This window comes from Streptomyces sp. MB09-01, from assembly GCF_033794505.1.
Classification (GTDB): Bacteria; Actinomycetota; Actinomycetes; order Streptomycetales; family Streptomycetaceae; genus Streptomyces.
The window spans coordinates 14,626-36,073 of sequence record NZ_JARAYQ010000061.1 but is presented as its reverse complement, the minus strand read 5'-3'; the positions used below and the strand labels follow the sequence as shown (position 1 = coordinate 36,073).

Genomic DNA, 21,448 nt, shown 5'->3' with positions numbered 1-21,448 from the left:
CCCCCCGTCAGGCCCCCGCCACTGGGGCGCACACAGATCTCTTCCCTACGATGTGCCGGTGACCAGTACCGCGACGCCGTCGCCCAGCCCCGCCGGGGCCCCCGCCGCCTCGCCGGCGGGGCGCGAAGTAGAGCCGCCCACCTGGCTGCGCCGGCTGCGCGGCTTCGGCTACGCGCCGGCCGCCGCCGCGTCGCCGCGCGCGGACGTCCGCACCCGGCTGGTGCCCCCGTACGCCAAGCCGTCCCGGCAGCTGTGGCTGACCTTCGGCCTGCCGCCCGAGACGTGGGGGATCTGGCAGCGCATCTTCGCGTGGGCGGGGCCGCTGCTGGTGGCGCTGGTCGCCGGGGTGCTGCGGTTCGCGCACCTGGGCAGCCCGAAGGCGGTGATATTCGACGAGACGTACTACGCCAAGGACGCCTGGGCCACGGTCCGGCAGGGCTACGAGGCGAGCTGGCCCAAGGACATCGACAAGTCGATCCTCGCCAACCCGGACGGGGTCGCGCTCCCCGTGGACCCGGGCTACGTGGTGCACCCGCCCGTCGGGAAGTGGGTCATCGGGCTCGGCGAGTGGATGTTCGGCTTCACCCCGTTCGGCTGGCGGTTCATGACCGCCGTGCTCGGCACCCTGTCGGTGCTGATGCTGTGCCGGATCGGGCGCCGCCTCTTCCGCTCGACCTTCCTGGGATGTCTGGCGGGCGCGCTGCTCGCGGTGGACGGCCTGCACCTGGTGATGAGCCGCACCGCGCTGCTGGACCTGGTGCTGATGTTCTTCGTGCTGGCCGCGTTCGGGGCGCTGCTCATCGACCGGGACCGGGCCCGGGCCAGACTCGCGGACGCGCTGCCGGTGGACGAGGAGGGCCGGACCCGGCCCGACACGAAGATCGCCGAGTCGCTGCGGCTGGGCTGGCGGCCGTACCGGATCCTGGCCGGGGTCTGCCTGGGGCTGGCCGCGGGAACGAAGTGGAACGGCTTCGTCGTGCTGGCCTTCTTCGGGGTCCTCACCGTGCTGTGGGACGCGGCCGCGCGCCGCACGGCGGGCGCGGGGGCCCCGTACGCGGCCATGCTGCGCCGCGACGCGCTGCCGGCGTTCGTCTCCACGGTGCCGGTCGCGATCGTGACGTACGTGGCCTCGTGGTCGGGCTGGATCTTCAGCCCGGACAACGGCAAGGGCGGCTACCTGCGCGACTGGGCGGCCAAGAACGATCAGAACAGCGCGCTGTCGTTCCTGCCGGAGTGGCTGCGCAGCCTGTGGCACTACGAGACCGAGGTCTACAAGTTCCACGTCGGGCTGACCTCGGGGCACACCTACGAGTCGAACCCGTGGAGCTGGCTGGTCCTCGGCCGGCCCGTCTCCTATTTCTACGAGTCCCCCGAGCCGGGCACCGACGGCTGCCCGGCGACCGAGGCGGGCAAGTGCGCCCGCGAGGTGCTGGCGCTGGGCACCCCGCTGCTGTGGTGGGCGGGCTGCTTCGCGCTGCTGTACGTGCTGTGGCGGTGGTTCTTCCGCCGCGACTGGCGGGCGGGCGCGATCGCGTGCGCGGTGGCCGCGGGTCTGCTGCCCTGGTTCAACTACCAGGAGCGGACGATCTTCTACTTCTACGCGGTGGTCTTCGTCCCGTACCTCTGCCTGGCGGTGGCGATGATGATCGGCGCCCTGCTGGGCCCTGCGGGCTCGTCAGAACGACGGCGCGCGCTGGGCGCGATCGGGGCGGGGGTACTGGTCCTGCTGATCGTGTGGAACTTCATCTACTTCTGGCCGATCTACACGGGCCAGACCCTCCCGATGGACTCCTGGCGCGGCCGCATGTGGCTGGACACCTGGGTCTAGCAGCGAAAACGACGGGCCCGGCACCTGATGGTGCCGGGCCCGTCGTGGTTGTTGCTGGTGGTCGCTGGCCGTCCTGGGCCGCCCCTCGACGGCCCCCAGACGGCCCCAGCGGCCCTGGGTAGATGACCCTGTCGGCACGAGTCAGGCGCCCAACGTTCACCCTGTCTATCTGCGGCTCATGCATCTACGCGAGGGCAGATACGCACAGTCACATGGACGTTACCCAGGGCCTCGAAAGTCGCGTAGAGTCCGAACCAGCCTTCTCGACCTTGTGCCGGATTTCCGGGGCTTGGCTCAGGGATCCGGCCAGCTTGCTAACCGGCGGCTGGACGTTCCATCTCGGGGAGGTACCCGTGGCACGATCTCGATCACGGGTTGCAGTGAAGGCCCGTTCGGCACTACGTCGCTGCAAGACCCAGGGGAAGGCGCTCAAGGCCTGGCTCCGCAAGCCGGGCGTCCGCCTGGTACTCAGGGCAGCAGGGACCGCTTTGAGGGTGTATTTGACCCTCAAAGGGATCGATCACCCGCAAGGATGATCGACCCCTCTGAACGGTAACCACCACGAGCCCGCTCTTCGGTTTGGCGCCAGGGGAGCGGGTTTCGTGTTGCCCGGAAGGCGATCAGCCTCCGGCCAGTCCTGTTCCGCACTAGTAGGCCGTGCTGCGAGGTTGTCCGCTAACTTCACGTCACATCGCCCAGGAAGCCGCAGGTCAGGCTTGCTTGTTCGGCGAACAACCACGGACAATAGCTCCGCAGCCCAAATCAATCTCTGTCGGGGAGGCCAAGGAACCATGAGTACAGGCTCAGCTTCGGGGCGCCCATGGGGTCCGCTCCGGGGAGATACCCCGGAAGCAGATGCCCTCGCCCGCTTCCTCCGACACCAAATGGATCAATCCAGCACGACGCTGCGAGAATTGAGTGAGCAGCTCGCCTACTCAAGATCTCGGATTTCCGAATATCTCAGCGGTCGCGCAATTCCCCCATGGGAATTTATTCAAAAATTCCTGTACCTGTCGAGCCCGAAGCCTCTACATGAGAGAAGGCTGGCTGAGGCGCGGCACCTACTACGATCCGCTATCGACGCAAAGTACCGCCCTGCGACTCCGGATGCACCAAGCAGGCATCCTGAAGTTCTTGCGCAAGTGATCGAGGCGCAGCGTCGAACGATCGAGATGGCGGATAGGCTATCGAAATCCCTTGAGCAGCTCGCCTCAATTTCTGAACAGTTGCATAGGTCGCAACAACTGAACATGATCCTCTTGCAGCTTGCGTTTACGCGACCCCTGCCGGAGCTCCCCGGCAGGTCAGCCTGATGTCACGCCACTGAGTTTGATTTGGGATCCGGCGCATTGTCGAACAGACCGTGGCCTCTGTCGATCCTCGCCGGGCGCTGGGCCAGCCATCCCGAGACACGCGGTCCGCCGTTCACCGCCCCACCTTCCCGGACAGTGCGCACGTGCTCAAAGCCGTGACGGAGGTAGTAGCGCTGAAGCTTCTCGTTCGTCGTCCAGGCGTCGAGACGGAGCCAGGAAGCGCCGGAACGATGCGCCCTATCGCCCGCCCAATCAAGCAGCCGTCCTCCGAGGTTACGTCCGGCGTGCGTCCTGGCAACGGTCAGCTTGTTCACGAACATCGAGGGCTCGGCGAGTTCTTCACCCAGCCAAAGCCCGTCCTCCGCCTCAGAGGTGAGAGTGATGGTCGCGGCTGTCGCCCCATCGTCACGAACCATAAAGACCACCCCCGCCTCGATGGTGGCCAGCAGGCGGTCTGCCGGATAGGGGCGACGCCACTGATCCGAGCCGAGTCCGCTTAGCCAGGATGCCGCCTCCTCGCGGAAGGCGAGCAGCTTGGCGAGGTCATCAGGGGTAGCGATCTCGATGATCACGGGCGCTCGCCCTCAATCCGGTCGGGGAGCTCGCCGATCTCGTAGTTCATGCGGTTGAGGTCTCCACGGAAGGTGGTGATCGTGCACCGGATAACCTTGTCGCCCGCATACCCAGTGCGGGTCCAGAGCAGCACCGGCACGCCGGCGCCTACATCCAGGAGTCGCGACTCATCGGGAGTCGGCATGCGCGTGGCGATCTCGTCGAAGTAGCCGACCTGCTCAATCCCGGCGCCCGCCAGGTACCGCGTCGTGCCCTCTGCAATGTCCCCAGGCTCGGCAAGGCGAGGCGCCTCCCGCACAAGCCAGTCGGGGTAGTACGTCGCCTGGGTGGACCACGGCACGTCGTCCACGAAGCGATGACAGAACCGCAGGACCGTGGTGGAGCCGACATCGACCTTGAGGCGTCCGGCAACGTAGTCCGTCGCCGGCGTCACCTCGACGCGAAACGTCTGGGTCGGGTGACGTCCGGCGTTGGTGACGTCCGTGCTGTAGGCGTCGCCGTTCTGCGGGAAGGTCAAGTTCTCGAAGCGGGAAGCGTTCAGCTCGAAGACCTCATGCTTGCGCACCTCGTAGCCGAGTCCCTGGCTGGAGAAGATCAGCCCCTCGCTGACCAGGGCGTTCAGACCCGAGCGGACCGTGTTCCTCGACGCCTCAAACCGGGCTGAGAGCTCACTCTCGGACGGCAGGCGAGACCCCGGCGGGTAGACGCCGTTGTCGATCTCGCGACGGAGGGCGTCAGCCACCTGACGGTACTTCGGCTGCTGGTTCATGGCCCCATCATGACGCACTCGCTCAACTTGTTGGTACATGTGGACCCGATCCCTTGACGACTCACTGTCCGTGGGTGCAACATCACTGCATCGGCTTGTACCAACAAGTTGAGCAAGAGGTGCAGCAGGATCAAGTATGCCCTGACCTGCGCGTTCCAAGCACACGTACGACCAGGAGCCCCGCGGCGGACGGGGGGAGGCGACCCGGCGCCTTGTCATTCACCGGAGGGCTTAGACCGAAAGGTCACGTCTCCATACGCCTTCGCCAGGTCCCAGACCTGAAGGAGACATACGCACTGCTCAGCCTTCCGCGCCGTCTTCGGTGCGGCCGGTTGCCTCCCCTGTCCGTCTCGCACGGGCGGGGTTGAGGGGAGCCGGTCATCCGCTCCATCCCCAACACAGCGCAGCCCCCGGCGCGGGAACGCTGGGGGCTGCTGTTGGGTCCCGTTCCTCTACCGAAGGAGCAAGACCCGTGGAGTTCATCGCTGCACTTCAGAACCTCGTTACCCCGTGGTCCGACCGCCTTGAGCCGTCGGACGCGGAGTTAGAAGCGATCGAGATCGAGTTGCCGCTGATCCTGGCGGAACGCGACCTGCTGGACGCGCAGATCATGACGCTGGACCGGATGCCCACCGAGGTGGACGAGCAGCGGCTCCGGCGGGCGCGCCGGCAGGTGCTGGCCGCCAGGACCGTGCTGGAGAACCGGGCCGCCCATCTTCCGTCCTCGGGTGGCGCGGCATGAACCGCAAGGCGAAGACCGCGCTCGTCCTCGCCCTGGTCGCCGTGGTCGCCATGGCCTTCCGCGTCTCCTGGAACGCCCTGCGGGACGTGGCCAAGGCGATCGGCGCGGACGGGACGGCGGCGACGCTGTACCCGTTCGTGGTCGACGGCTTGATGGCCCTGGCCCTGGTGGCCGCGCTCACGCTGACCGGTGATGCGCGCAGGTTCGCCCTGCGGGTGCTGGCCGCGTACACGCTCGCGTCGCTGGTCCTGAACTACGTGCACGGGCTGCTGCCCGAGCTGCACGGCGCGTCGATCGGCTGGAGTCGACTGGCGGACGGGGACTACACGAACTGGGCGCTCGTGCTTCTGGCGACGTCGCTCCCTGTCGGGTCGATCTACTTCGGCTCCGACCTCGTTGCCAAAGTCCTCCACCACCGGCCGACGATCGAGTCGGGCGAGCAAGAATCGGATCAGATCGATGTAAATCGGTCGATGTCTGACCAGGGCGAACCGGTTGTCGAGGAGACGGCCCCGGGAGTGGAGGTGGACTCTTCACCTGTCCCGGTGGTCGAACCGATCGAGGCCCGGCCGCAGCTTGCCGTGGCGGCCGAGGCGGTGCGTCCGCGTCGAGCGACGGGCCGAGTTCCGCAGGCCGCTCGATCGACCCGACCGACCCGGACGGATATCGAGTTGCTGGCGGAGGCGCGGAGCCTGACGGAGTCGTGGCCGATCGAGAAGCTGACCGGCGAGGGCATCCGCAAGGCCCTACGCACATCTCCGGCGAAGGCCCGGGTTGTGCGTGAGACGTTGAAGGCGGAGCGCGAGCGGGACAACGCGGCAGCGGTGGCCGGATGAGCCTCAGGTTCGCCGACTGCTTCGATCCGGCTGGAAGAGTCCACGGCCTGCCCACCTTCCCGTGGCGCCTCGCCCCGGACGGGCTCGCCACTCGCCGGCAGTTACGGGCCTTGGGCCTGCGTCCTGGGGGTCAGGACATCGCCGGGCAGGTGCTCCGGCCGCGTTTCGGCGTGGCCCGCTGACCGCGTTCCTGTACCGCGTGGACCAGGCGAAGCCAGTCCGGCCGATGACCCCGGCCAAGGCCGCCGCGCTCGCCAAGGCCAACACGGCCCGCCGCACCTGCCCCGAATGCCGGCGCGACGCCGGATACGTCATCCCGGCCTCGCTCGGCATGTGCGTCCCCTGCGCCCACCCCGAAGCCTCCTGAAGGGAGATGACCGTGAACCACCTGCCCGAACCCGCCCGACCGTCCGGCATCGTGCAACTCCCGGACGGCACCCACGTCTACGCCGAGAACCTGCCCGCCACCTACACCGGGCCGCAGGTCGTGCACCAACACATCCACCAAGCCGCCCCGGACAAGACCGTCCAGCGCATCGCGCTCGGCTCCGGGGTTGGCGCCGGAGCGGTCGCCGCCGGCGTGTACTTCGGCCCCCTCCTCGTCGGTGCGCTGACCGCGATCGCGGCCAACATCGCGATGCTCGCCGTCCTCGCCCTGGTCCTCGGCTGGTGTGTCCACACGGTCGTGAAGTCCGTCGGCAGCCCCGATGCCGCATCAGCCGTGAAGAACGTGCGCAAGGCCCGCCGCCGGCGCGGCTGACGGCTGCCCGATCCACCCGCCCCGTGCGGGTGGTGAGGGGAGCCGGACAGACCGGCCCCGGAGGGAGCGTCATGGCGAAGGACCCGAAGTTCACTGCCAAGGAAACCGCGCAGATCGGCTGGTACATGGCCCGGATGGCCAAGCGCGGCATCGCCGGAGAGACCGTCCACCTGAGCGACCTGGAGCGCAAGGTCGAGCGAATCATCGACGGCGCCCGCGAACGCGAAGAGCGCCAGACCGCCGAGGACCGCAAGAACCGTAAGTAGCTGTGCCCCGGGGCGGCCGTCCCGGCCAAGGAATCAGGCCGCCCCGGGCCCTACCCACCCGCTTGTCAGCGAGAGCAGGAGTTCTCAGCATGACCGACAACGTCGTCCCCCTGTTCAAAGACCCCCTGAACACCCCCGACACGATCCCCGCGGCTGCCCCCGCACCGACCGCACACGACGCCGTGCGCCCGGTGCGGGTGTGGCGCCGGACCGGGCGGGGCCTGCGTGCGGCCGTCACCAGCGAGCAGACCCGTGCGGCGGCACGGCTGGTGGCCCGACACGGCATGTACGTCATCGGCGGGACCCGGATCACGGCCAAGCGGACGTGGGACGGCCGGACCGCGTCCCGGTACGAGCGGATGATCCGCGCCGCCGAGGCAGGCGGGAACTTCGAGGAAGCCAAGCAGTGGGAAGACCGGCTGCAGCGATTCCGCGCCGGCCGCCACCACCGGCGTATGGACCTGCTCCGCTCCGCCCCCGACCTCGCCAAGAGCGCCCTCTACGGGACCGGCCTCACGGTCGGCGGGCTGCTCCTGCTCGGGATCGTGCTGGCCATCGCCAACAAGGACATCACCTGCGTCGTCGGCCCGATCGGCGCCGTGATCGAGGCGATCCGCTGGATCGTCGTGGTGGCCACCGTGGTGTGGGGGCCCGCGCTCACGGTCGGGCCGTGGCTGGCCTTACTGGCCCTGTGGGGAGTCGGCCGCCGCCAGCAGACCGCACCCCAGTGGACGCTCCCCGTCCGGCAGCGCGACACCGCCGGAGCACCCATCACCCCGTCCATAGTGGTCACTGCGCTGCGGGACCTGGGTATCGCACCGCTCCGGGGCGCCATCAAGGAGATGGGCGACGCCGGCGCCGCGATGCTCAGCCCGATCCGTATCGCCGGATGCGGCGTGGAAGTCGACGTCACGCTCCCCTCCGGCGTCTCGACGGAGGAGGTACAGAAGCGGCGCCGCAAGCTCGCCGAGAACCTCGCCCGCCACGAGCACGAAGTCTTCATCACCATCCCGACCGCCGCCCGCACGGTGCGGCTGTGGATCGCCGACTCCGGCGCCCTGGATGAGCCGATCGGCCCGTCCCCGCTGGTCACCGACGAGACCGCGACCGCGAACTACAAGACCGGCAAGGCCCCGTGGGGCCAGGACCTGCGCGGCGACGCGGCGACGCTGAGCCTGTACCAGCGCATGGTCCTGATCACGGGTCTCTCCAACCAGGGCAAGACCGCTGCCCTGCGCGCGCTGGCCCTGTGGCTGGCCCTCGACAAGACGGTGGAGTTCCGGATCGCCGACCTCAAGGGCGTCGGCGACTGGGGCATGTTCGACGGCCTCGCCACCACCCTGATCCAGGGGCCGACCGACGAGCACGTCATCGAGGCGACCGAGATGGTCGAAGGGCTGGTCGCGGAGATGGAACGGCGCATCCAGGCGCCGCCCGGCACCGTGTTCCCGCCGCTCGTCGGGATCGTGGACGAAGCGCAGGTCGCGTTCATGTGCCCGGCCGTCGGCGACGACAAGCGGCCCTACGGCGGCTCGAAGGCCACCTCCCGGTACTTCATGGCCGTCCGCAAGATTCACAACCAGGGCCGGGCCGTGGACGTCGTCCTGTGGGAAGGAACGCAGGACCCCACCGACCAGAACCTTCCCAAGCTCGTCCGGGAAGGCGCCCACACCCGCGTCTCCCTCGTCCTCGGCACCGAGTCGCAAGCCCGCATGGCCCTCGGCGACAAGGCGGTCGATGGCGGCGCCGCCCCGCACCTCCTGCGGCAGGGTCTCGACAAGGGAACCGTCGTTGTCGCCTCGGATGGCATCGCCATCCCGGCCGGGCAGGCCTCCATCACCGTGCGCACGCACTACATCGACACCGAGCAGGCTGCCGAGGTCGCCGAGCGGGCGAAGGCCCTGCGCGACGGGGTCATCACCGCGCACGCCATCGACCACGCCCCGGCCGCCGACCCGCTCGCGGACATCATGTCCGTGCTGGGCGACGCACCGCGCGTGCTCACGCAAGACGTGCTGAAGCGGCTCGCCTCACTGAACGAGCGCGCGTACGGCGGCTGGTCGTTCATCGACCTCAAGCGCGTCCTCGACGGCACCGGCGCCGAGCCGTACAAGTCCGACGGCCGCATGGTCATCGGCCGCGACCGCGTCGCCCGCGTCCTCGCCAACCGGCCGGACGAAGGTTCCGCTTCCGCCGCCGAATAGAGGGAGCCGCGCCCTCCCGGGGCAGGGAGGCAGGGAGAACTCCCTGATCGCCTCCCTGACCTGCCTCCCTGGGGTTGACCTGCGGAAATGATCTGTCAGGGAGGCAGGGAGGCGCCACAGGCCAGCGCCCCGAAACCCCCTCCACACGCACCCTGCCAGGGGGTGTCCCCACCTCCCTGACTGGCCAGCTGCAGGGATTCCGCTTCACCCGTCCGACATGCCGAGAGCGGCCCCCACTCACGCCAATGACTGGGGCCGCTCTCGTCCAGAACGCCAAGAACTGGAGAGACCAGCATGACCCACACCACCGACATCCCGCGAGACCACGCCCGAGTGGCCTTACCCGCTCACCTGCGTACCGCGCTTCAGCTCGCTGAACTGGGCCTGCCCGCGATGCCGTTGCGGGCGGGCAAGCTGCCGTTCGGGAACTGCCGCGCCTGCACCCGCTCGGCGTGCGGGGACCGGCCGCACATGAAGGCCGGCGGACCGTGCGAGTGCCCCGCCCCCTGCCACGGCTGGGGCGCCGCCACTACCGACCCGGACATCCTCACCTCGCCCGCGTGGGCCGCTGCGTGGAGGCAGGCTGCGGCCGTCGCCTACCACCCCGGCGGCGGCGCGCTCACCGTCGTGGACCTCGACGACGCCGACGCGATCGCGTGGGCCCGCGAGAACCTCCCCGCCACCAAGACCGTGGCCACGACCCGGGGGGAGCACTGGATCTACCTCGGCACCATGACCTCCCACAACGGAGTCCGGCCCGGCGTGGACATCAAGTCCGCGCTGTCTTATGCCCGCTGGCTCGGGCCCGGCACGGGACGGACGGCGCCGCTGCCCGATGCCGTGCGCGCGCTCGCCGTGAAGGAAGCCACCCTGGCCGCGTCGGCATCCGCCGCCGTGGTGCCCGCGCCGTCCGGGGATGCGGTGTGTCGCCACCGCTCGCCCGCCTACCTGGAGCGCGGTATCGCCATGGGCGAGCAGCGCATCACGGAGGCTGCCAGCGCGGTCCACGCCACCGTGTACCGGACGTTCCTCGCGGTGTTGTCCGCGCACGGCTGGTGCGGCTGCCTCACCGAGGCGCACATTGGGCGGCTGTTCACCGCCGCGCAGGCCAAGGGCGAGTCGTTGCGGCACTGCGAGATCGCCTGGACCAACGCCCGCATGAAGCTGGGGATGTAGCGATGCCCGAGGACGAGAAGAACCCGGCACGGCAGATCATCACCGACTACGCGCAGGCCCACTTCCGGTACTTCCGCACCACCGAAGGCACCGTGTACGCCCAAAAGAACGGCCACCCCGTCGCCCGCCCGATCCGCTCCCAGGGCACCACCGGCAGCCACCGACAGGAACTCATGGTCGGCCTGTTCAACGACGGGCTCGGCTCCTTCAACGGCTCCGCTCTCAAGGAGGCATTGGACTTGATCGAAGCACTCGCGCTCAGCCAGGACGTACAGGCCACCCACATCCGCGTGGCCCCGGGGTTCGACGGGGCGACCTGGCTCGACCTGGGGCGCGACGACGGCCGGTCCGTCCGTATCCACCCCACCGGCTGGGACGTCCTCACCCCCGACCCGCGCGAAGTTTGCTGGCGGCGCACTCAGCTCACCGGGGAACTCCCCCTCCCCGAGAAGGACACCGACGGTAAGGGCATCGACGCTCTGCTGAGGCTGTGCAACTTCGCGAACGCCGAGAGCGAGTGCCTCGCCGTGGCGTGGCTGATCGGTTGCCTGGAGCCGTCCGTGCCCGTCCCTGCCCCGTTCCTCACCGGCCCGCAGGGCGCCGGCAAGTCCACCGGCGGGCGGATGTTGGTACGGATCATCGAGGGCATGACGGGTGACCTGCGCCGGGCGCCGAAGGACGAGGAGAACCTGATCACGGCCGTCGCGGCCGGATGGGTCACGGCGTTGGACAACCTCTCGCACTTGCCGCCGGACCTGTCTGACCTGATGTGCTGCATCGTCACCGGCGCCGAGAGTATTAAGCGCGCGCTGTTCAGCGACGGAGACGTCTACCGCTCCCGCTACCGCCGCCCGCTCCTGCTGACCGGCATCGACGTCGGCGTCATCCGCCCCGACCTCGCCGAACGCCTCCTTCCCCTCCGCCTCGAACGGCCCCGTGTGCGGCGGACCGAGGCAGAGTTGTGGGCGGAGTACGCGCAGGTGTTGCCCGTCATCCTCGGCTCCCTACTGGACCTCGCGGTGAAGGTGCGGGCCACCGAGGCCGAGATTCCCACCGATCTGCGGATGGCGGACTTCGCCCACCTCTGCGCCCAGCTCGACACGGCTACCGGACTCGGATCCTTGACCGCTTATCGGGCGAGCCTGGACGACCTCAACGACGACGTGATCGAGGGCGACCTACTCGCCCAGACCGTCCTCAAGCACGCCGCCGGCCTCGACCCGGGCGAGGAGGTGCGGATGACTTCCGCCGAGTGGCTGCACGCCCTCACCCAGCTCTACACCGGCGAGGACTCCCGGCCCCTGCCCAAGGGGTGGCCCACCACGGGCAAGGTACTCTCCGACCGCCTTAAGCGGCTCCAGCCCACCCTCGCCTCGCGCGGCGTCCTCGTCGACTGGGGCCGCACCAAAACCGCCCGCTACATCGAGATGACCCGGCCTGCCGTCCCGGCGCCTCATGAGCAGGAGGCAGCGTTCTAACCCGCGCGAACACGCGGCCCCCGCACAGGCAAGAAGAGCACCCGGCCCCGGACGCCGGGCGTGCTCTTCTTGCTTGTCCGGCGGCTTGCCGCCGCCTCAAGGGTCGTGCCGCGCAGCGGCCCCTTCTTCGCTCTTGAAGACGCACCGCACCACAACAGAAAGCACCCCTCTCTTTTTCCTAAGAGAAGAGACGCTGCGTCACCCGCGTCACCAGCAACCTGCAAACCGCCCGTGACCTGCGGATACACGGGTGACGCAGACAGCCCACGGCTGCGTCATCCCGCGTCACCTGCGTCACCGGTGTGCGTCGCCCGATGACACAGGTGACGCAGGCCGGTGACACACGCCTACCCCCTACGTCACCCAAAACCGCAGGTCAGACGCGCGAATGACGTAAGTGACGCGGTGACGCAGAAATCCGTACGTCGGACAGACACGGGCCCCACCCAACCCGCCGGAGGAGCAATGCCCGCCCAGAGCGACCCCTGCGCCATCCTGCGCGCCGGCCTCCCCGACCGATACCTGAATCCCGACGACGTCGCCGAACTCTTCGACGTTCCCGTAGAGACCCTCTACCAGTGGCGCAAGAAGCGCACCGGTCCACCTGGATTCCGCGTCGGCAAACACCTCCGCTACGACCCCGCTGACGTCTACGCCTGGATCGCCGAGCAGAAGCGCGCGGACCTCAGCCAAGCCGCCTAACCCACCACCCGATCACGAGGGCGGGCCCAACAGGGCCCGCCCTCAGCGCTTCCCCAGAAAGGCCCTCACGTGGCAGGCCACATCCAAGACCGCTGGTACAAGACCGAGACCGGGCCCGACGGCAAGGCCCGGCGAGTCAAGACCGAGCGATACGGCAGCGGCGCGCGCTACCGCGCCCGGTACGTCGGGCCCGACGGCACCGAGAAGAGCAAGTCGTTCCCGGACAAGCAGAAGCGTCTCGCCGAGCTGTGGCTGAACGAGACCGCCGCCGACATGTCCCGCGGTCAGTACGTGGATCCGCGTGCCAACCGAATCACCTTCCGGCAGTTCGCGGAGAAGTGGGTGAAGACCCACACGACGGAAATCAACAGCCGCGAGGCGGCGGAGCGGCGGCTGAGGCTTCACGCCTATCCGTACATCGGTACCCGCCCCATGCCGTCGTTTCAGCCGGGCCACATCCGGACCTGGCTGGGTGAGCTGGAGGAAAACGTCTCTGCCTCCTCGCACCGCCGGATCATCTTCGGCACGGTCAACGCCGCATTCGCCGCCGCCGTGGATGACGGGCTCCTGGCCAAGAACCCGTGCCGGGCCCGGTCCGTGCAGGTACCCAGGCCCGCTCCGCCACGCGTTACCCCGTGGACCACGGCGCAGGTGCTGGCGGTGCGGGCCGCCCTGCCCCGGCATCTGCGGACCACCGTCGACATCGCCAGCGGGTGCGGCCTGCGACAGGGCGAGGTGTTCGGGCTGTCCGAGGACGAGATCGACTACGAGGGCGAGTGGCTCCGTGTGGAGCACCAGCTCAAGCGAATCCGCGGAAAGTACGTCTTCGCCCCTCCGAAGGGCGCCAAGGCGCGATCCGTGCCGCTGCCCAGGTCCGTTGCAGCGGCACTGCGCGGGCACTCCAAGCTCCACCCCGCCGTGACGGTCACCCTGCCCTGGCGGACGCCGGACGGCCCGCCCGTGACGAAGTCGCTCGTCTTTCCCGGCCTGCGCGGAAGCTTCGTCCGGGTCAGCAATTTCAACGACCACATGTGGAAGCCCGCCCTCGCGGTCGCGGGCATCATCCCGCCAGCCGGCGATGGCGAGCGGTACGCCTCCGCGCCTCAGCACGGCATGCACGCCCTGCGGCACTTCTACGCGTCCGTCCTGCTGGACGCCGGCGAGAACATCCGGGCCCTGAGTCAGTACCTCGGTCATGCCGACCCGGGCTTCACGCTGCGGACGTACACGCATCTGATGCCCAGCAGCGAGGGCCGGACCCGGAAGGCCGTGGACGGCCTGTTCACAGCCGCTCCGGAACGTGATCAGACCAGCCAATAGCGTCACGGCGTCCCTGGTCGGCGGGAAACCACGGGTCTGGGCTGCCTGTTCCACGAACAAAGGAATGACTGGTCGGCTAGTTGCTTGTACGCCGCCTATGAACGGATCTCAGTTGGCGGTACGCACTGGCACGCTAACTGGTAGCTTCGACGTGCCTTTGGCTAGGGGGAGCAGTGGAAGATCGGCAGATACCCGTCATGCATGCCTTCATAGTTGGCGGAACCGAGGCAGGCCCCGGATGCACCTGCCCGAAGGCCATCTGCGGCGGAGCAGCGACGACAGACGAATCTGTACGTGTCTGCCCCTGGCACCTAAGGGCGCCCCACGAACAATTTCACTACGAGGAGCAGTGCCCCGGCGCCCCACCCATCCGCGCGAAGGTGCGACGGCACAGGCGGGCGTTGAACCGACACTTCTGGGCCGTTGTCAGGGCCGTAACGGGTGGTCGCTACGGTCGTCGCGTGGAATAGCCCCGAGGCTCTATTCAGCCGCGGGGCATCCAGTGAGTCTCGTCAGGTCAGCGCCCCGGCCATTCCAGCCGGGAGACCAGCCGCTGCTTCTCCATGGCGGTGAGGCGTTCGTTGGCCGTGATCGTGAAACACGCCTGGTAGGCCGAGAAGGTTTTGGAACGGCACAGTTCCTTCTCCCAGCCCGGGATGCTGTCACAGTAGTTGTCGGAATACTCCTTGTAGACACCGCAGTTCGGCCCTGCGGCCGTGGCAGTGCCAGCCAATGCGAAGCTGGCGGTGAGAGCCGTGGCTCCCATGATGAGCGCGCGCAATTTCTTCTGCATGCCACGATCCCTCTCTGTAGGCGGTTGCTGCCTGGCGATCGACGGCGTACGTCGACCGCCTCCAGAGCGGACAATATGGCACTGACGTTCGATGCAAAGCGCGCCAATCGGCCACCTTTTTCGTTCTTTGGCCGACACACCTAGAGGGGCGACCCCGCTCCGGGTCCGGAACGCTTAATGGGGCGAGGTCGAATGATCGGGCGGGCCGACCGCCATGCACATGCTCCCCAGCCGCATGAGTCCGGAAGTCGATGGGCTGACCTCTCCACAGCTTCTCCGGAGCATGATCACGGCCCCCACACGGCCCGAGAGTGCCCCAGCGGCCGCAATCGGCGAGAAAGTCGCTGGTCAGGGTCGCGTTGGCCATGCAGAGTGACACTCCATCTACTTCTGGCCGATCTACACGGGCCAGACCCTCCCGATGGACTCCTGGCGCGGCCGCATGTGGCTGGACACCTGGGTCTGACAGCGAAGACGAGGGCCCCGGTGCCGGACGGCGCCGGGGCCTTCGCGCTTGCTACTGGGGGGCCACCCGGCAGGCGTTGGCCGCGTCCTCCTTGGAGATGCCCGCCTCGTCGAGGCTGGCGCTGCAGCTGGTCTGGTTGCCGATCTCGCCCTCGTAGCAGGCCTGCCGGACGTCGTCCGTGACCTGCACCTTCTGCGCCGCGAGGGACTGCTCGCAGGCCTTGCTGTCCGCGTGGGCGGCTGGAACGGTGAAGACGGCGCCGCCGACGGCGAGGGCCAGGCCGGCAAGGATGCTGGGGATACGGGCCGACGGACGCATGCGCATGCACCTGCTCTCTCGGTCGGTCGCGCGATCGGCGGGTGCGCCGGACCGCGGGCGGGGGCGGCGATGCAGAGCGGGCACTCGGAGGGGCGACCGGCTCGATGCAGCGGTCACCCTCGCCCTTTCGACGCTAGAGCACGGCCCCGGTGCACGCACGTCAGGCCGAGCGGGCAGGGGCAGGTCGGATCCGGGTCAGGGGGAGGCCAGGAGGGCTGCGATCCGGTCCGTGTTCCAGGCGCCGGCCGCGCCGGGGCACCGGGCGAGGTACTTGGCGACGGACCGCGCCTTCCAGGCCCCGGACTCCAGCAGCCCCGCCGCCAGGTGCGCCACGTAGGAGGCGGCCGGACTGACCCACTCCACCTCGTGCATGGCCCAGTGCGCGGTGAAGGTCAGCACGGGGGTGCCGTCCAGGGCGCCGGAGCAGACCAGCGTCTCGTACCGGCCGGGCCCCAGCTCGTCGCGTCCCGTGCGCAGGACCCGGGTGAGGTCGATGTCGGCCCCGGGTTCCCGGTACATCTCCTGGGCGGCGATGTCGGAGAACTGCTGGACGGTGACCAGGTGGGCCCGCGCGCGCAGCCGGCCCTGCGCCGACGGGTCGTAGAAGGCCCGGCCGCCCGTCCACACGGCGGACTCCGTGGCGAAGTACAGGCGGCCGGGCAGTTCGACGGGCACCGAGCGGGCCGGAGCGCGGGGATCCCGACACCCGGGATAGCCGCGGGCGACGCCCGCAGGGGTGCCCCCGGCCAGGTAGGCCGGGGTGCCTCCGGCGAGGTAGCAGGCCAGCCGGCCCCGGTGCATGTTCGAGCCGTAGGAGGTGTACCAGATCCGCTCGGGCGGCGGTCCGCCGCTGCCGAGCGCTTCCACTGCCGGGAGCCGTGTCGGGGTCATCAGTTCCTTCAACGGTCTTCGCAGCCGCGATGTTCCGGTCCGGTAACAACGCCCGGAATGGCCCACTCCGCCGCGTAAGGTCCACACCAAAGGTTCTTTGAACGCGTTCAGGGAACCATTGGCTCCTGGGGAGGGGACGCAGTGAACGGGGCAGCGAAGGGTGCCATCATCGGCGGGGTGTTTCTCGCGATGCTCGGCGGCACCGGATACGGGGTGTACGCCCTGGTCGGGGACAGCGGTGACGGCAAGGACGACGACACCTCCGTCCAGGCGGCGAAGGGCAGCGGGCCGGTCGGCACGAAGGAGGCCGCCGCGACCGCAAAGGCCTTCCTGGCCGCGTGGGCCGCCGGGGACGAGCGGGTGGCCGCCGACCTCACGAACAACGCCGCGGCCGCGCAGACCGCCGTCGGCGACTTCCGGACCAAGGCGTACGTGTCCAAGGCCGTGATCACCCCCGGCCAGCCCAACGGCACCACCGTCCCCTTCAAGGTCGAGGCCGAGATCACGTACGAGGGCACTACCAAGCCGCTGGCCTACGACTCCCAGCTGACCGTCGTGCGCGGGGTGAGCAGCGGGAAGCCGCTGGTCGACTGGCAGCCCTCGGTGATCCACCCGCAGCTCCAGAAGGACGGGAAGCTGCGCGCGGGCGCCGCGTCGAGCCCGCCGGTCAAGGCCGTCGACCGCAACGGCGAGGAGCTGTCTCCGGAGAAGTACCCCTCGCTGCGGCAGATCCTCGACGAGCTGCGCCAGAACTACGGCAGCAGGGCGGGCGGCAGGCCCGGCGCCGAGGTGTGGATCGAGCCCGCCCTCAAGGAGGCCCCCAAGCGGACCCTGCTGACCCTGGTCGAGGGCGAGCCGAGCACCCTCAAGACGTACCTGGACGCGAAGGTGCAGGCGGCGGCCGAGCAGGCCGTCGCCAAGTACCCCGAGGCCTCGGTGGTCGCCGTCCAGCCGAGCAACGGACACATTCTGGCCGTCGCCAACCACCGCACCGACGGCTTCAACGCGGCCATGAGGGGTGCCAGGGCCCCCGGCTCCACGATGAAGATCGTGACGGGGGCCATGCTGCTGGACCGCGGCCTGGTCGCGGCCGACAAGCCGGCGGAGTGCACGAAGGACGTGGCGTGGGGCGGCCGTACGTTCCACAACCTGAAGAACTTCGCACTGCCGGGCGCGACCTTCGCGACCAGCTTCGCCAAATCCTGCAACACCGCCTTCATCAAGCCGATCGACGACGTGCGCGACGACGCCGCGCTGTCGAAGGAGGCCAAGGAGGTCTTCGGCATCGGCCTGGACTGGAAGACGGGGATCGCCTCCGCCGACGGCAAGGTCCCGGTGGCCACGGGCGCGGAGGAGGCCGCCGGATACATCGGACAGGGCCAGATCACCATGAACCCGCTGAACGTCGCGTCCATCACCGCGACCGCGCGCACCGGGGTCTTCCGCCAGCCGCTGCTGGTCTCCCCCGACCTCGACGGTCGGAAGATCGCCACGGCGCAGCGCCGGATGAAGTCCTCGGTGCAGCAGCAGCTCACCTCCATGATGCGGATGACGGCGACCGGCGACGGCACCGGCGCGAAGGCGATGGCCTCGGTGGGCGGCTCGGACAAGGGCGCGAAGACCGGCTCGGCGGAGGTCGACGGCGCGGGCAGCCCCGACAGCTGGTTCACCGGCTTCCGCGGCGACCTGGCCGCGGCGGCGATGGTCGAGGGCGGCGGCCACGGCGGCGACACGGCGGGCCCGATCGTCGCGGAGGTCCTGAAGGCCGGCTGACCGTAGCCAGCCGCCGACGTGCTGAAAGCGGGATGACGCCTCCTCGCGGGAGGCGTTAGCGTCCGGGCATGACGACCACAGCGCACCCCCGTTTCGCCCAGGCACTGACCGCCCTCGGCATCGACGCCGAGGTACGGGCCTTCCCCGAGGCCACCCGGACCGCCGCCGAGGCCGCGGCCGCGATCGGATGCGAGCTCGGCCAGATCGTCAAGTCGCTGATCTTCGCGGCGGACGGTGTGCCCGTCCTGGTCCTGATGGACGGGGCCTCCCGCGTGGACGTCGCGGCGGTCGGCCGCGAGCTGGGCGCGGCCCGGGTGACCCGGGCGGACGCGGCCGTGGTCCGGGAGACCACCGGCTACGCCATCGGCGGGGTTCCGCCCTTCGGGCACCGTACGCGCACCCGGGTGCTGGCCGACCGGTCGCTGCTGGTCCACGACACGGTCTGGGCGGCGGCCGGAACCCCGCACACGGTGTTCCCGATGGCACCCGGCGAGCTCGTCAGGCACGCCGGGGCCACCGTGGCCGACGTGCGCGAGCAGCCGTCAGAGGGCTGACCGCAGGGCCCGGACCAGGGACTGGGCACGCGGGTCGGCGGTGACCGACTTGGCCAGGGCGTTGGTGACGTAGCCGAAGCCGATGCCCTCCTCCGGGTCGGCGAAGGCCAGGGATCCGCCGCGGCCGGGGTGGCCGAAGGAGGCCGGGGAGAGCAGTGGCGAGGCCGGGCCGTGCAGCATGTAGCCGGGGCCGAAGCGGGTGTTCACGACGAGCACGCGGTCCGGGCCCGAGGAGAGTTCGCGGCCGGCGAGTGCGGTGGTGGCCGGGGTGAAGATCCGCGCGCCGTCCTCGACCACGCCGATCGTGGCCCCGTAGAAGCGGGCCAGGGCGCGGGCCGTGCCGATGCCGTTCGAGGCGGGGAGTTCGGCGGCCCGGTAGGCGGGGTCGTTCTCGTCGGGCAGCGGGTCGATGGCGGTGAAGGCGCGGCGGGTGAGGGAGCCCGGGTCGGCGTAGGCCTCGGAAACGTTTCGCCTCGGCCGGGTCTTGAGGATCCCCGCGCTGGAAGGCGGGTCGACCGGGGCCACCCGGCCCACCCGGTGCGCCTCGGTCTGCGGCAGGCCGATCCAGAAATCCAGGCCCAGCGGCTCGGCCATCTCCTCGGCCAGGACCGAGCCCAGCGTGCGCCCGGTCACCCGCAGCACCAGCTCGGACAGCAGCCAGCTGTAGGTCTGCGCGTGGTAGCCGTGCTCGGTGCCCGGCTCCCAGAAGGGCTGCTGGGCGGCGACGGCGTGCGCTCCGGAGACTCCGTCCGCGGCCTCGGAGGCGGTCAGCCCGCGGTCCAGCACCGGGACGCCGGCCCGGTGCGCGAGCAGGTCGCGGACCAGGATCCGCTCCTTGCCGCCCGTCTTGAACTCCGGCCAGTACGAGCCCACCGGCGCGTCCAGGTCGAGGAGCCCGCGCTGGTGCAGCAGCAGGGGGACGGCGGCGGCCACGCCCTTGGTCGCGGAGCGGACGATCTGTGCGGTGTCCGCGGTCCAGGGATCCGTGCCGTCCGCGTCCTTGGTGCCGCCCCACAGGTCGACGACCTTGCGGCCGTCGCGGTAGACGGCCACGGCCGCGCCGCGGTCCCCGAGCACCTCGAAATTGCGCACGAACGCGTCCCGGACGGGCTCGAAGCCCTCCGCCGTCACACCCTGGATGTTCACGAGCAGTCCAACAACCTACGACCGGGGCTTATGCCACCGAGACCGAACGGGGATCGAAGCCGAACGGGAGCTCCAGCCGGTGGGCCCGCATCAGCTTCTCGTCGCACAGCAGGTCCTGCGTGCGGCCGTCCGCCGCGATGACCCCCTCGCTGAGGATCACCGAGCGCGGGCACAGCTCCAGGGCGTACGGCAGGTCGTGCGTCACCATCAGCACGGTCACGTCGAGCGAGCGCAGGATGTCCGCGAGCTCGCGGCGCGAGGCCGGGTCCAGATTGGACGAGGGCTCGTCCAGGACCAGGATCTCGGGCCGCATGGCCAGGACGGTCGCCACCGCGACCCGGCGGCGCTGCCCGAAGGAGAGGTGGTGCGGCGGCCGGTCGGCGAAGTCCGCCATGCCGACCTGGTCCAGGGCGGCCCGGACCCGCTCCTCCAGCTCCACGCCCCGCATGCCGGCCGCAGCCGGCCCGAAGGCCACGTCCTCCCGCACGGTGGGCATGAACAGCTGGTCGTCGGGGTCCTGGAAGACGATCCCGACCCGGCGCCGGATCTCGGCGAGGTTCCGCTTCTCCACGGGCAGCCCGGCCACGGTCACCGCGCCGACCCCGCCGCCCAGGATGCCGTTGAGGTGCAGCACGAGGGTGGTCTTGCCGGCGCCGTTGGGGCCGAGCAGGGCGACCCGCTCGCCGCGCCCGACGGTCAGGTCCACGCCGAAGAGGGCCTGGTGTCCGTCGGGGTAGGCGTAGGCGAGGCCGGAGACTTCGAGCGAAGGGGTGAGGTTCACAGCGTCCATCCCATCAGACAGACGGCGAGGGCCGTCACCGGGAGTACGGCCGCGTACGCCCACTGGGTGCGCGTGGCCACGGCCTCGTCGATCACCGGCATCGAGCCGGCGTAGCCGCGGCTGACCATCGCGAGGTAGACCCGCTCGCCGCGTTCGTAGGAGCGGATGAACAGCGCGCCCGCGGTCTTCGCCAGCACCCCCCAGTGCCGGATCCCGCGGGCCTCGAACCCGCGCGAGCGGCGGGCGATGGACATCCGGCGCAGCTCGTCGCCGATCACGTCGCCGTAGCGGATCATGAAGGAGGCGATCTGGACGAGCAGCGGCGGCAGCTTCAGCCGCTGCAGGCCCAGCAGCAGGGCCCGCAGCTCGGTCGTGGAGGCCAGCAGGACGGACGCGGCCACGCCGAGCGTGCCCTTGGCGAGGACGTTCCAGGCGCCCCACAGACCCGAGACGCTGAGGGACATGCCGAGCACCTCCACCCGCTCGCCCTCGGCGACGAAGGGCATGAGCACGGCGAAGGCGACGAACGGGACCTCGATCAGCAGCCTCCGCAGCAGGAAGCCGGCCGGGATCCGGGCCGCGGCCGCGGCCGCCGCGATGAGGGCGGCGTACAGGCCGAAGGCCCACACCGCCTCGCGCGGCGTGGACACCACGACCACGACGAAGGCGAAGGTCGCGGCGAGCTTGCAGTGCGGGGGCAGGTCGTGGACCGGCGTGTGCCCGTGCCGGTAGAGCTTGTGGGCGTGACCGGCGCCCATG

Annotated in this window: 21 protein-coding genes and 1 pseudogene; 14 read left to right on the top strand and 8 right to left on the bottom strand. The window is 69.9% G+C overall.

The features are described 5' to 3' along the window. Positions 1-58 precede the first annotated feature (58 nt). Both PV721_RS15495 and PV721_RS43920 read left to right on the top strand, forming a co-directional pair. Positions 59-1,828: a dolichyl-phosphate-mannose--protein mannosyltransferase gene (locus PV721_RS15495; RefSeq protein ID WP_416371109.1), complete on the top strand. Its 1,770-nt coding sequence runs from the start codon at positions 59-61 to the stop codon at positions 1,826-1,828. Positions 1,829-2,619: 791 nt separating this feature from the next. Continuing rightward, entirely contained in the window at positions 2,620-3,141 is a 522-nt protein-coding gene (locus PV721_RS43920) for a helix-turn-helix domain-containing protein (protein ID WP_416371108.1), read from the top strand. A gap of 2 nt (positions 3,142-3,143) precedes the next feature. Here the strand turns inward: PV721_RS43920 and PV721_RS15490 are convergent, their stop codons facing one another. Together PV721_RS15490 and PV721_RS15485 are read right to left on the bottom strand one after the other, a co-directional pair. Continuing rightward, positions 3,144-3,713, bottom strand: a complete 570-nt coding sequence (locus PV721_RS15490; protein WP_319724414.1) for a GNAT family N-acetyltransferase — start codon at positions 3,711-3,713, stop codon at positions 3,144-3,146. Next, positions 3,710-4,483, bottom strand: coding sequence for a GntR family transcriptional regulator (locus PV721_RS15485; protein WP_319724412.1), 774 nt, complete (start codon positions 4,481-4,483; stop codon positions 3,710-3,712). Before PV721_RS15485 ends, PV721_RS15490 begins: the two co-directional genes overlap by 4 nt. Before the next feature lie 472 nt (positions 4,484-4,955). Here PV721_RS15485 and PV721_RS15480 point away from each other — a divergent pair, with 472 nt between their 5' ends. The 10 genes and pseudogenes from PV721_RS15480 to PV721_RS15435 all read left to right on the top strand — a co-directional run bounded on the left by PV721_RS15480 (position 4,956) and on the right by PV721_RS15435 (position 13,967). Next, complete coding sequence (locus PV721_RS15480) at positions 4,956-5,225, top strand: DUF6284 family protein (protein WP_319724410.1); 270 nt, start codon at positions 4,956-4,958, stop codon at positions 5,223-5,225. Beyond that, positions 5,222-6,061, top strand: coding sequence for a DUF2637 domain-containing protein (locus tag PV721_RS15475; RefSeq protein WP_319724409.1), 840 nt, complete (start codon positions 5,222-5,224; stop codon positions 6,059-6,061). Before PV721_RS15480 ends, PV721_RS15475 begins: the two co-directional genes overlap by 4 nt. Next, positions 6,058-6,428: pseudogene (locus PV721_RS15470) on the top strand (RRQRL motif-containing zinc-binding protein). Before PV721_RS15475 ends, PV721_RS15470 begins: the two are co-directional and overlap by 4 nt. 12 nt (positions 6,429-6,440) lie before the next feature. After that, the gene (locus tag PV721_RS15465) at positions 6,441-6,821 is read left to right on the top strand and encodes a DUF6251 family protein (RefSeq protein WP_319724406.1); all 381 of its coding nucleotides are present in this window, start codon (positions 6,441-6,443) and stop codon (positions 6,819-6,821) included. A gap of 71 nt (positions 6,822-6,892) precedes the next feature. After that, on the top strand, positions 6,893-7,087 hold the full coding sequence (locus PV721_RS15460) for a DUF6257 family protein (protein ID WP_319724404.1): 195 nt from the start codon (positions 6,893-6,895) through the stop codon (positions 7,085-7,087). An 89-nt stretch (positions 7,088-7,176) separates the two neighbouring features. Then, positions 7,177-9,291, top strand: coding sequence for an FtsK/SpoIIIE domain-containing protein (locus PV721_RS15455; RefSeq protein WP_319724402.1), 2,115 nt, complete (start codon positions 7,177-7,179; stop codon positions 9,289-9,291). A gap of 294 nt (positions 9,292-9,585) precedes the next feature. Next, a complete protein-coding gene (locus PV721_RS15450) occupies positions 9,586-10,467 on the top strand; it encodes a DNA primase (RefSeq protein ID WP_319724400.1) in 882 nt (293 codons plus the stop codon). A 2-nt stretch (positions 10,468-10,469) separates the two neighbouring features. Beyond that, positions 10,470-11,945, top strand: a complete 1,476-nt coding sequence (locus tag PV721_RS15445) for an ATP-binding protein (RefSeq protein WP_319724398.1) — start codon at positions 10,470-10,472, stop codon at positions 11,943-11,945. 465 nt (positions 11,946-12,410) lie between these two features. Further along, positions 12,411-12,647 (top strand): helix-turn-helix domain-containing protein, encoded by a 237-nt coding sequence (locus PV721_RS15440; protein ID WP_319724396.1) that lies wholly within the window; start codon positions 12,411-12,413, stop codon positions 12,645-12,647. 69 nt (positions 12,648-12,716) lie between these two features. Further along, complete coding sequence (locus PV721_RS15435) at positions 12,717-13,967, top strand: site-specific integrase (RefSeq protein WP_319724394.1); 1,251 nt, start codon at positions 12,717-12,719, stop codon at positions 13,965-13,967. Positions 13,968-14,484: 517 nt separating this feature from the next. Here PV721_RS15435 and PV721_RS15430 read toward each other — a convergent pair. The 3 genes from PV721_RS15430 to PV721_RS15420 all read right to left on the bottom strand — a co-directional run bounded on the left by PV721_RS15430 (position 14,485) and on the right by PV721_RS15420 (position 16,435). Further along, positions 14,485-14,760 (bottom strand): hypothetical protein, encoded by a 276-nt coding sequence (locus PV721_RS15430; protein ID WP_319724392.1) that lies wholly within the window; start codon positions 14,758-14,760, stop codon positions 14,485-14,487. Positions 14,761-15,277: 517 nt separating this feature from the next. Then, a complete protein-coding gene (locus PV721_RS15425; RefSeq protein WP_319724390.1) occupies positions 15,278-15,550 on the bottom strand; it encodes a hypothetical protein in 273 nt (90 codons plus the stop codon). 189 nt (positions 15,551-15,739) lie between these two features. Next, positions 15,740-16,435 carry a histone deacetylase gene (locus PV721_RS15420; protein ID WP_319724388.1) on the bottom strand — a complete coding sequence of 232 codons (696 nt, stop codon included), beginning with the start codon at positions 16,433-16,435 and terminating at the stop codon, positions 15,740-15,742. A gap of 141 nt (positions 16,436-16,576) precedes the next feature. On the opposite strand from PV721_RS15420, the gene PV721_RS15415 reads away from it, so the two are divergent. Together PV721_RS15415 and PV721_RS15410 are read left to right on the top strand one after the other, a co-directional pair. Beyond that, the gene (locus tag PV721_RS15415; protein ID WP_319724386.1) at positions 16,577-18,208 is read left to right on the top strand and encodes a penicillin-binding transpeptidase domain-containing protein; all 1,632 of its coding nucleotides are present in this window, start codon (positions 16,577-16,579) and stop codon (positions 18,206-18,208) included. A 68-nt stretch (positions 18,209-18,276) separates the two neighbouring features. Beyond that, positions 18,277-18,762 (top strand): YbaK/EbsC family protein, encoded by a 486-nt coding sequence (locus PV721_RS15410; RefSeq protein WP_319724384.1) that lies wholly within the window; start codon positions 18,277-18,279, stop codon positions 18,760-18,762. Here the strand turns inward: PV721_RS15410 and PV721_RS15405 are convergent. From PV721_RS15405 to cbiQ, 3 genes are read right to left on the bottom strand one after another with little or no spacing between them, the layout of a single operon-like run. Next, a complete protein-coding gene (locus PV721_RS15405; protein WP_319724382.1) occupies positions 18,751-19,908 on the bottom strand; it encodes a serine hydrolase domain-containing protein in 1,158 nt (385 codons plus the stop codon). The two genes, PV721_RS15410 and PV721_RS15405, sit on opposite strands and share 12 nt — an antisense overlap. A gap of 28 nt (positions 19,909-19,936) precedes the next feature. Then, positions 19,937-20,698, bottom strand: a complete 762-nt coding sequence (locus PV721_RS15400; RefSeq protein WP_319724380.1) for an ABC transporter ATP-binding protein — start codon at positions 20,696-20,698, stop codon at positions 19,937-19,939. After that, the gene (gene cbiQ / locus PV721_RS15395; protein ID WP_319724378.1) at positions 20,686-21,447 is read right to left on the bottom strand and encodes a cobalt ECF transporter T component CbiQ; all 762 of its coding nucleotides are present in this window, start codon (positions 21,445-21,447) and stop codon (positions 20,686-20,688) included. The genes PV721_RS15400 and cbiQ overlap by 13 nt, the downstream gene beginning before the upstream one ends. Position 21,448: the final 1 nt, after the last annotated feature.

Bases quoted from the DNA above. Each gene is read 5' to 3' on its own strand.
- PV721_RS15400 (WP_319724380.1), bottom strand. From the start codon at position 20,698: ATGGACGCTGTGAACCTCACCCCTTCGCTCGAAGTCTCCGGCCTCGCC.
- PV721_RS15460 (WP_319724404.1), top strand. From the start codon at position 6,893: ATGGCGAAGGACCCGAAGTTCACTGCCAAGGAAACCGCGCAGATCGGC.
- PV721_RS15450 (WP_319724400.1), top strand. From the start codon at position 9,586: ATGACCCACACCACCGACATCCCGCGAGACCACGCCCGAGTGGCCTTA.
- PV721_RS15410 (WP_319724384.1), top strand. From the start codon at position 18,277: ATGACGACCACAGCGCACCCCCGTTTCGCCCAGGCACTGACCGCCCTC.
- PV721_RS15420 (WP_319724388.1), bottom strand. From the start codon at position 16,435: ATGACCCCGACACGGCTCCCGGCAGTGGAAGCGCTCGGCAGCGGCGGA.
- PV721_RS15475 (WP_319724409.1), top strand. From the start codon at position 5,222: ATGAACCGCAAGGCGAAGACCGCGCTCGTCCTCGCCCTGGTCGCCGTG.
- PV721_RS15485 (WP_319724412.1), bottom strand. From the start codon at position 4,483: ATGAACCAGCAGCCGAAGTACCGTCAGGTGGCTGACGCCCTCCGTCGC.
- PV721_RS15425 (WP_319724390.1), bottom strand. From the start codon at position 15,550: ATGCGCATGCGTCCGTCGGCCCGTATCCCCAGCATCCTTGCCGGCCTG.
- PV721_RS43920 (WP_416371108.1), top strand. From the start codon at position 2,620: ATGAGTACAGGCTCAGCTTCGGGGCGCCCATGGGGTCCGCTCCGGGGA.
- PV721_RS15455 (WP_319724402.1), top strand. From the start codon at position 7,177: ATGACCGACAACGTCGTCCCCCTGTTCAAAGACCCCCTGAACACCCCC.
- PV721_RS15445 (WP_319724398.1), top strand. From the start codon at position 10,470: ATGCCCGAGGACGAGAAGAACCCGGCACGGCAGATCATCACCGACTAC.
- PV721_RS15430 (WP_319724392.1), bottom strand. From the start codon at position 14,760: ATGCAGAAGAAATTGCGCGCGCTCATCATGGGAGCCACGGCTCTCACC.
- PV721_RS15440 (WP_319724396.1), top strand. From the start codon at position 12,411: ATGCCCGCCCAGAGCGACCCCTGCGCCATCCTGCGCGCCGGCCTCCCC.
- cbiQ (WP_319724378.1), bottom strand. From the start codon at position 21,447: ATGGGCGCCGGTCACGCCCACAAGCTCTACCGGCACGGGCACACGCCG.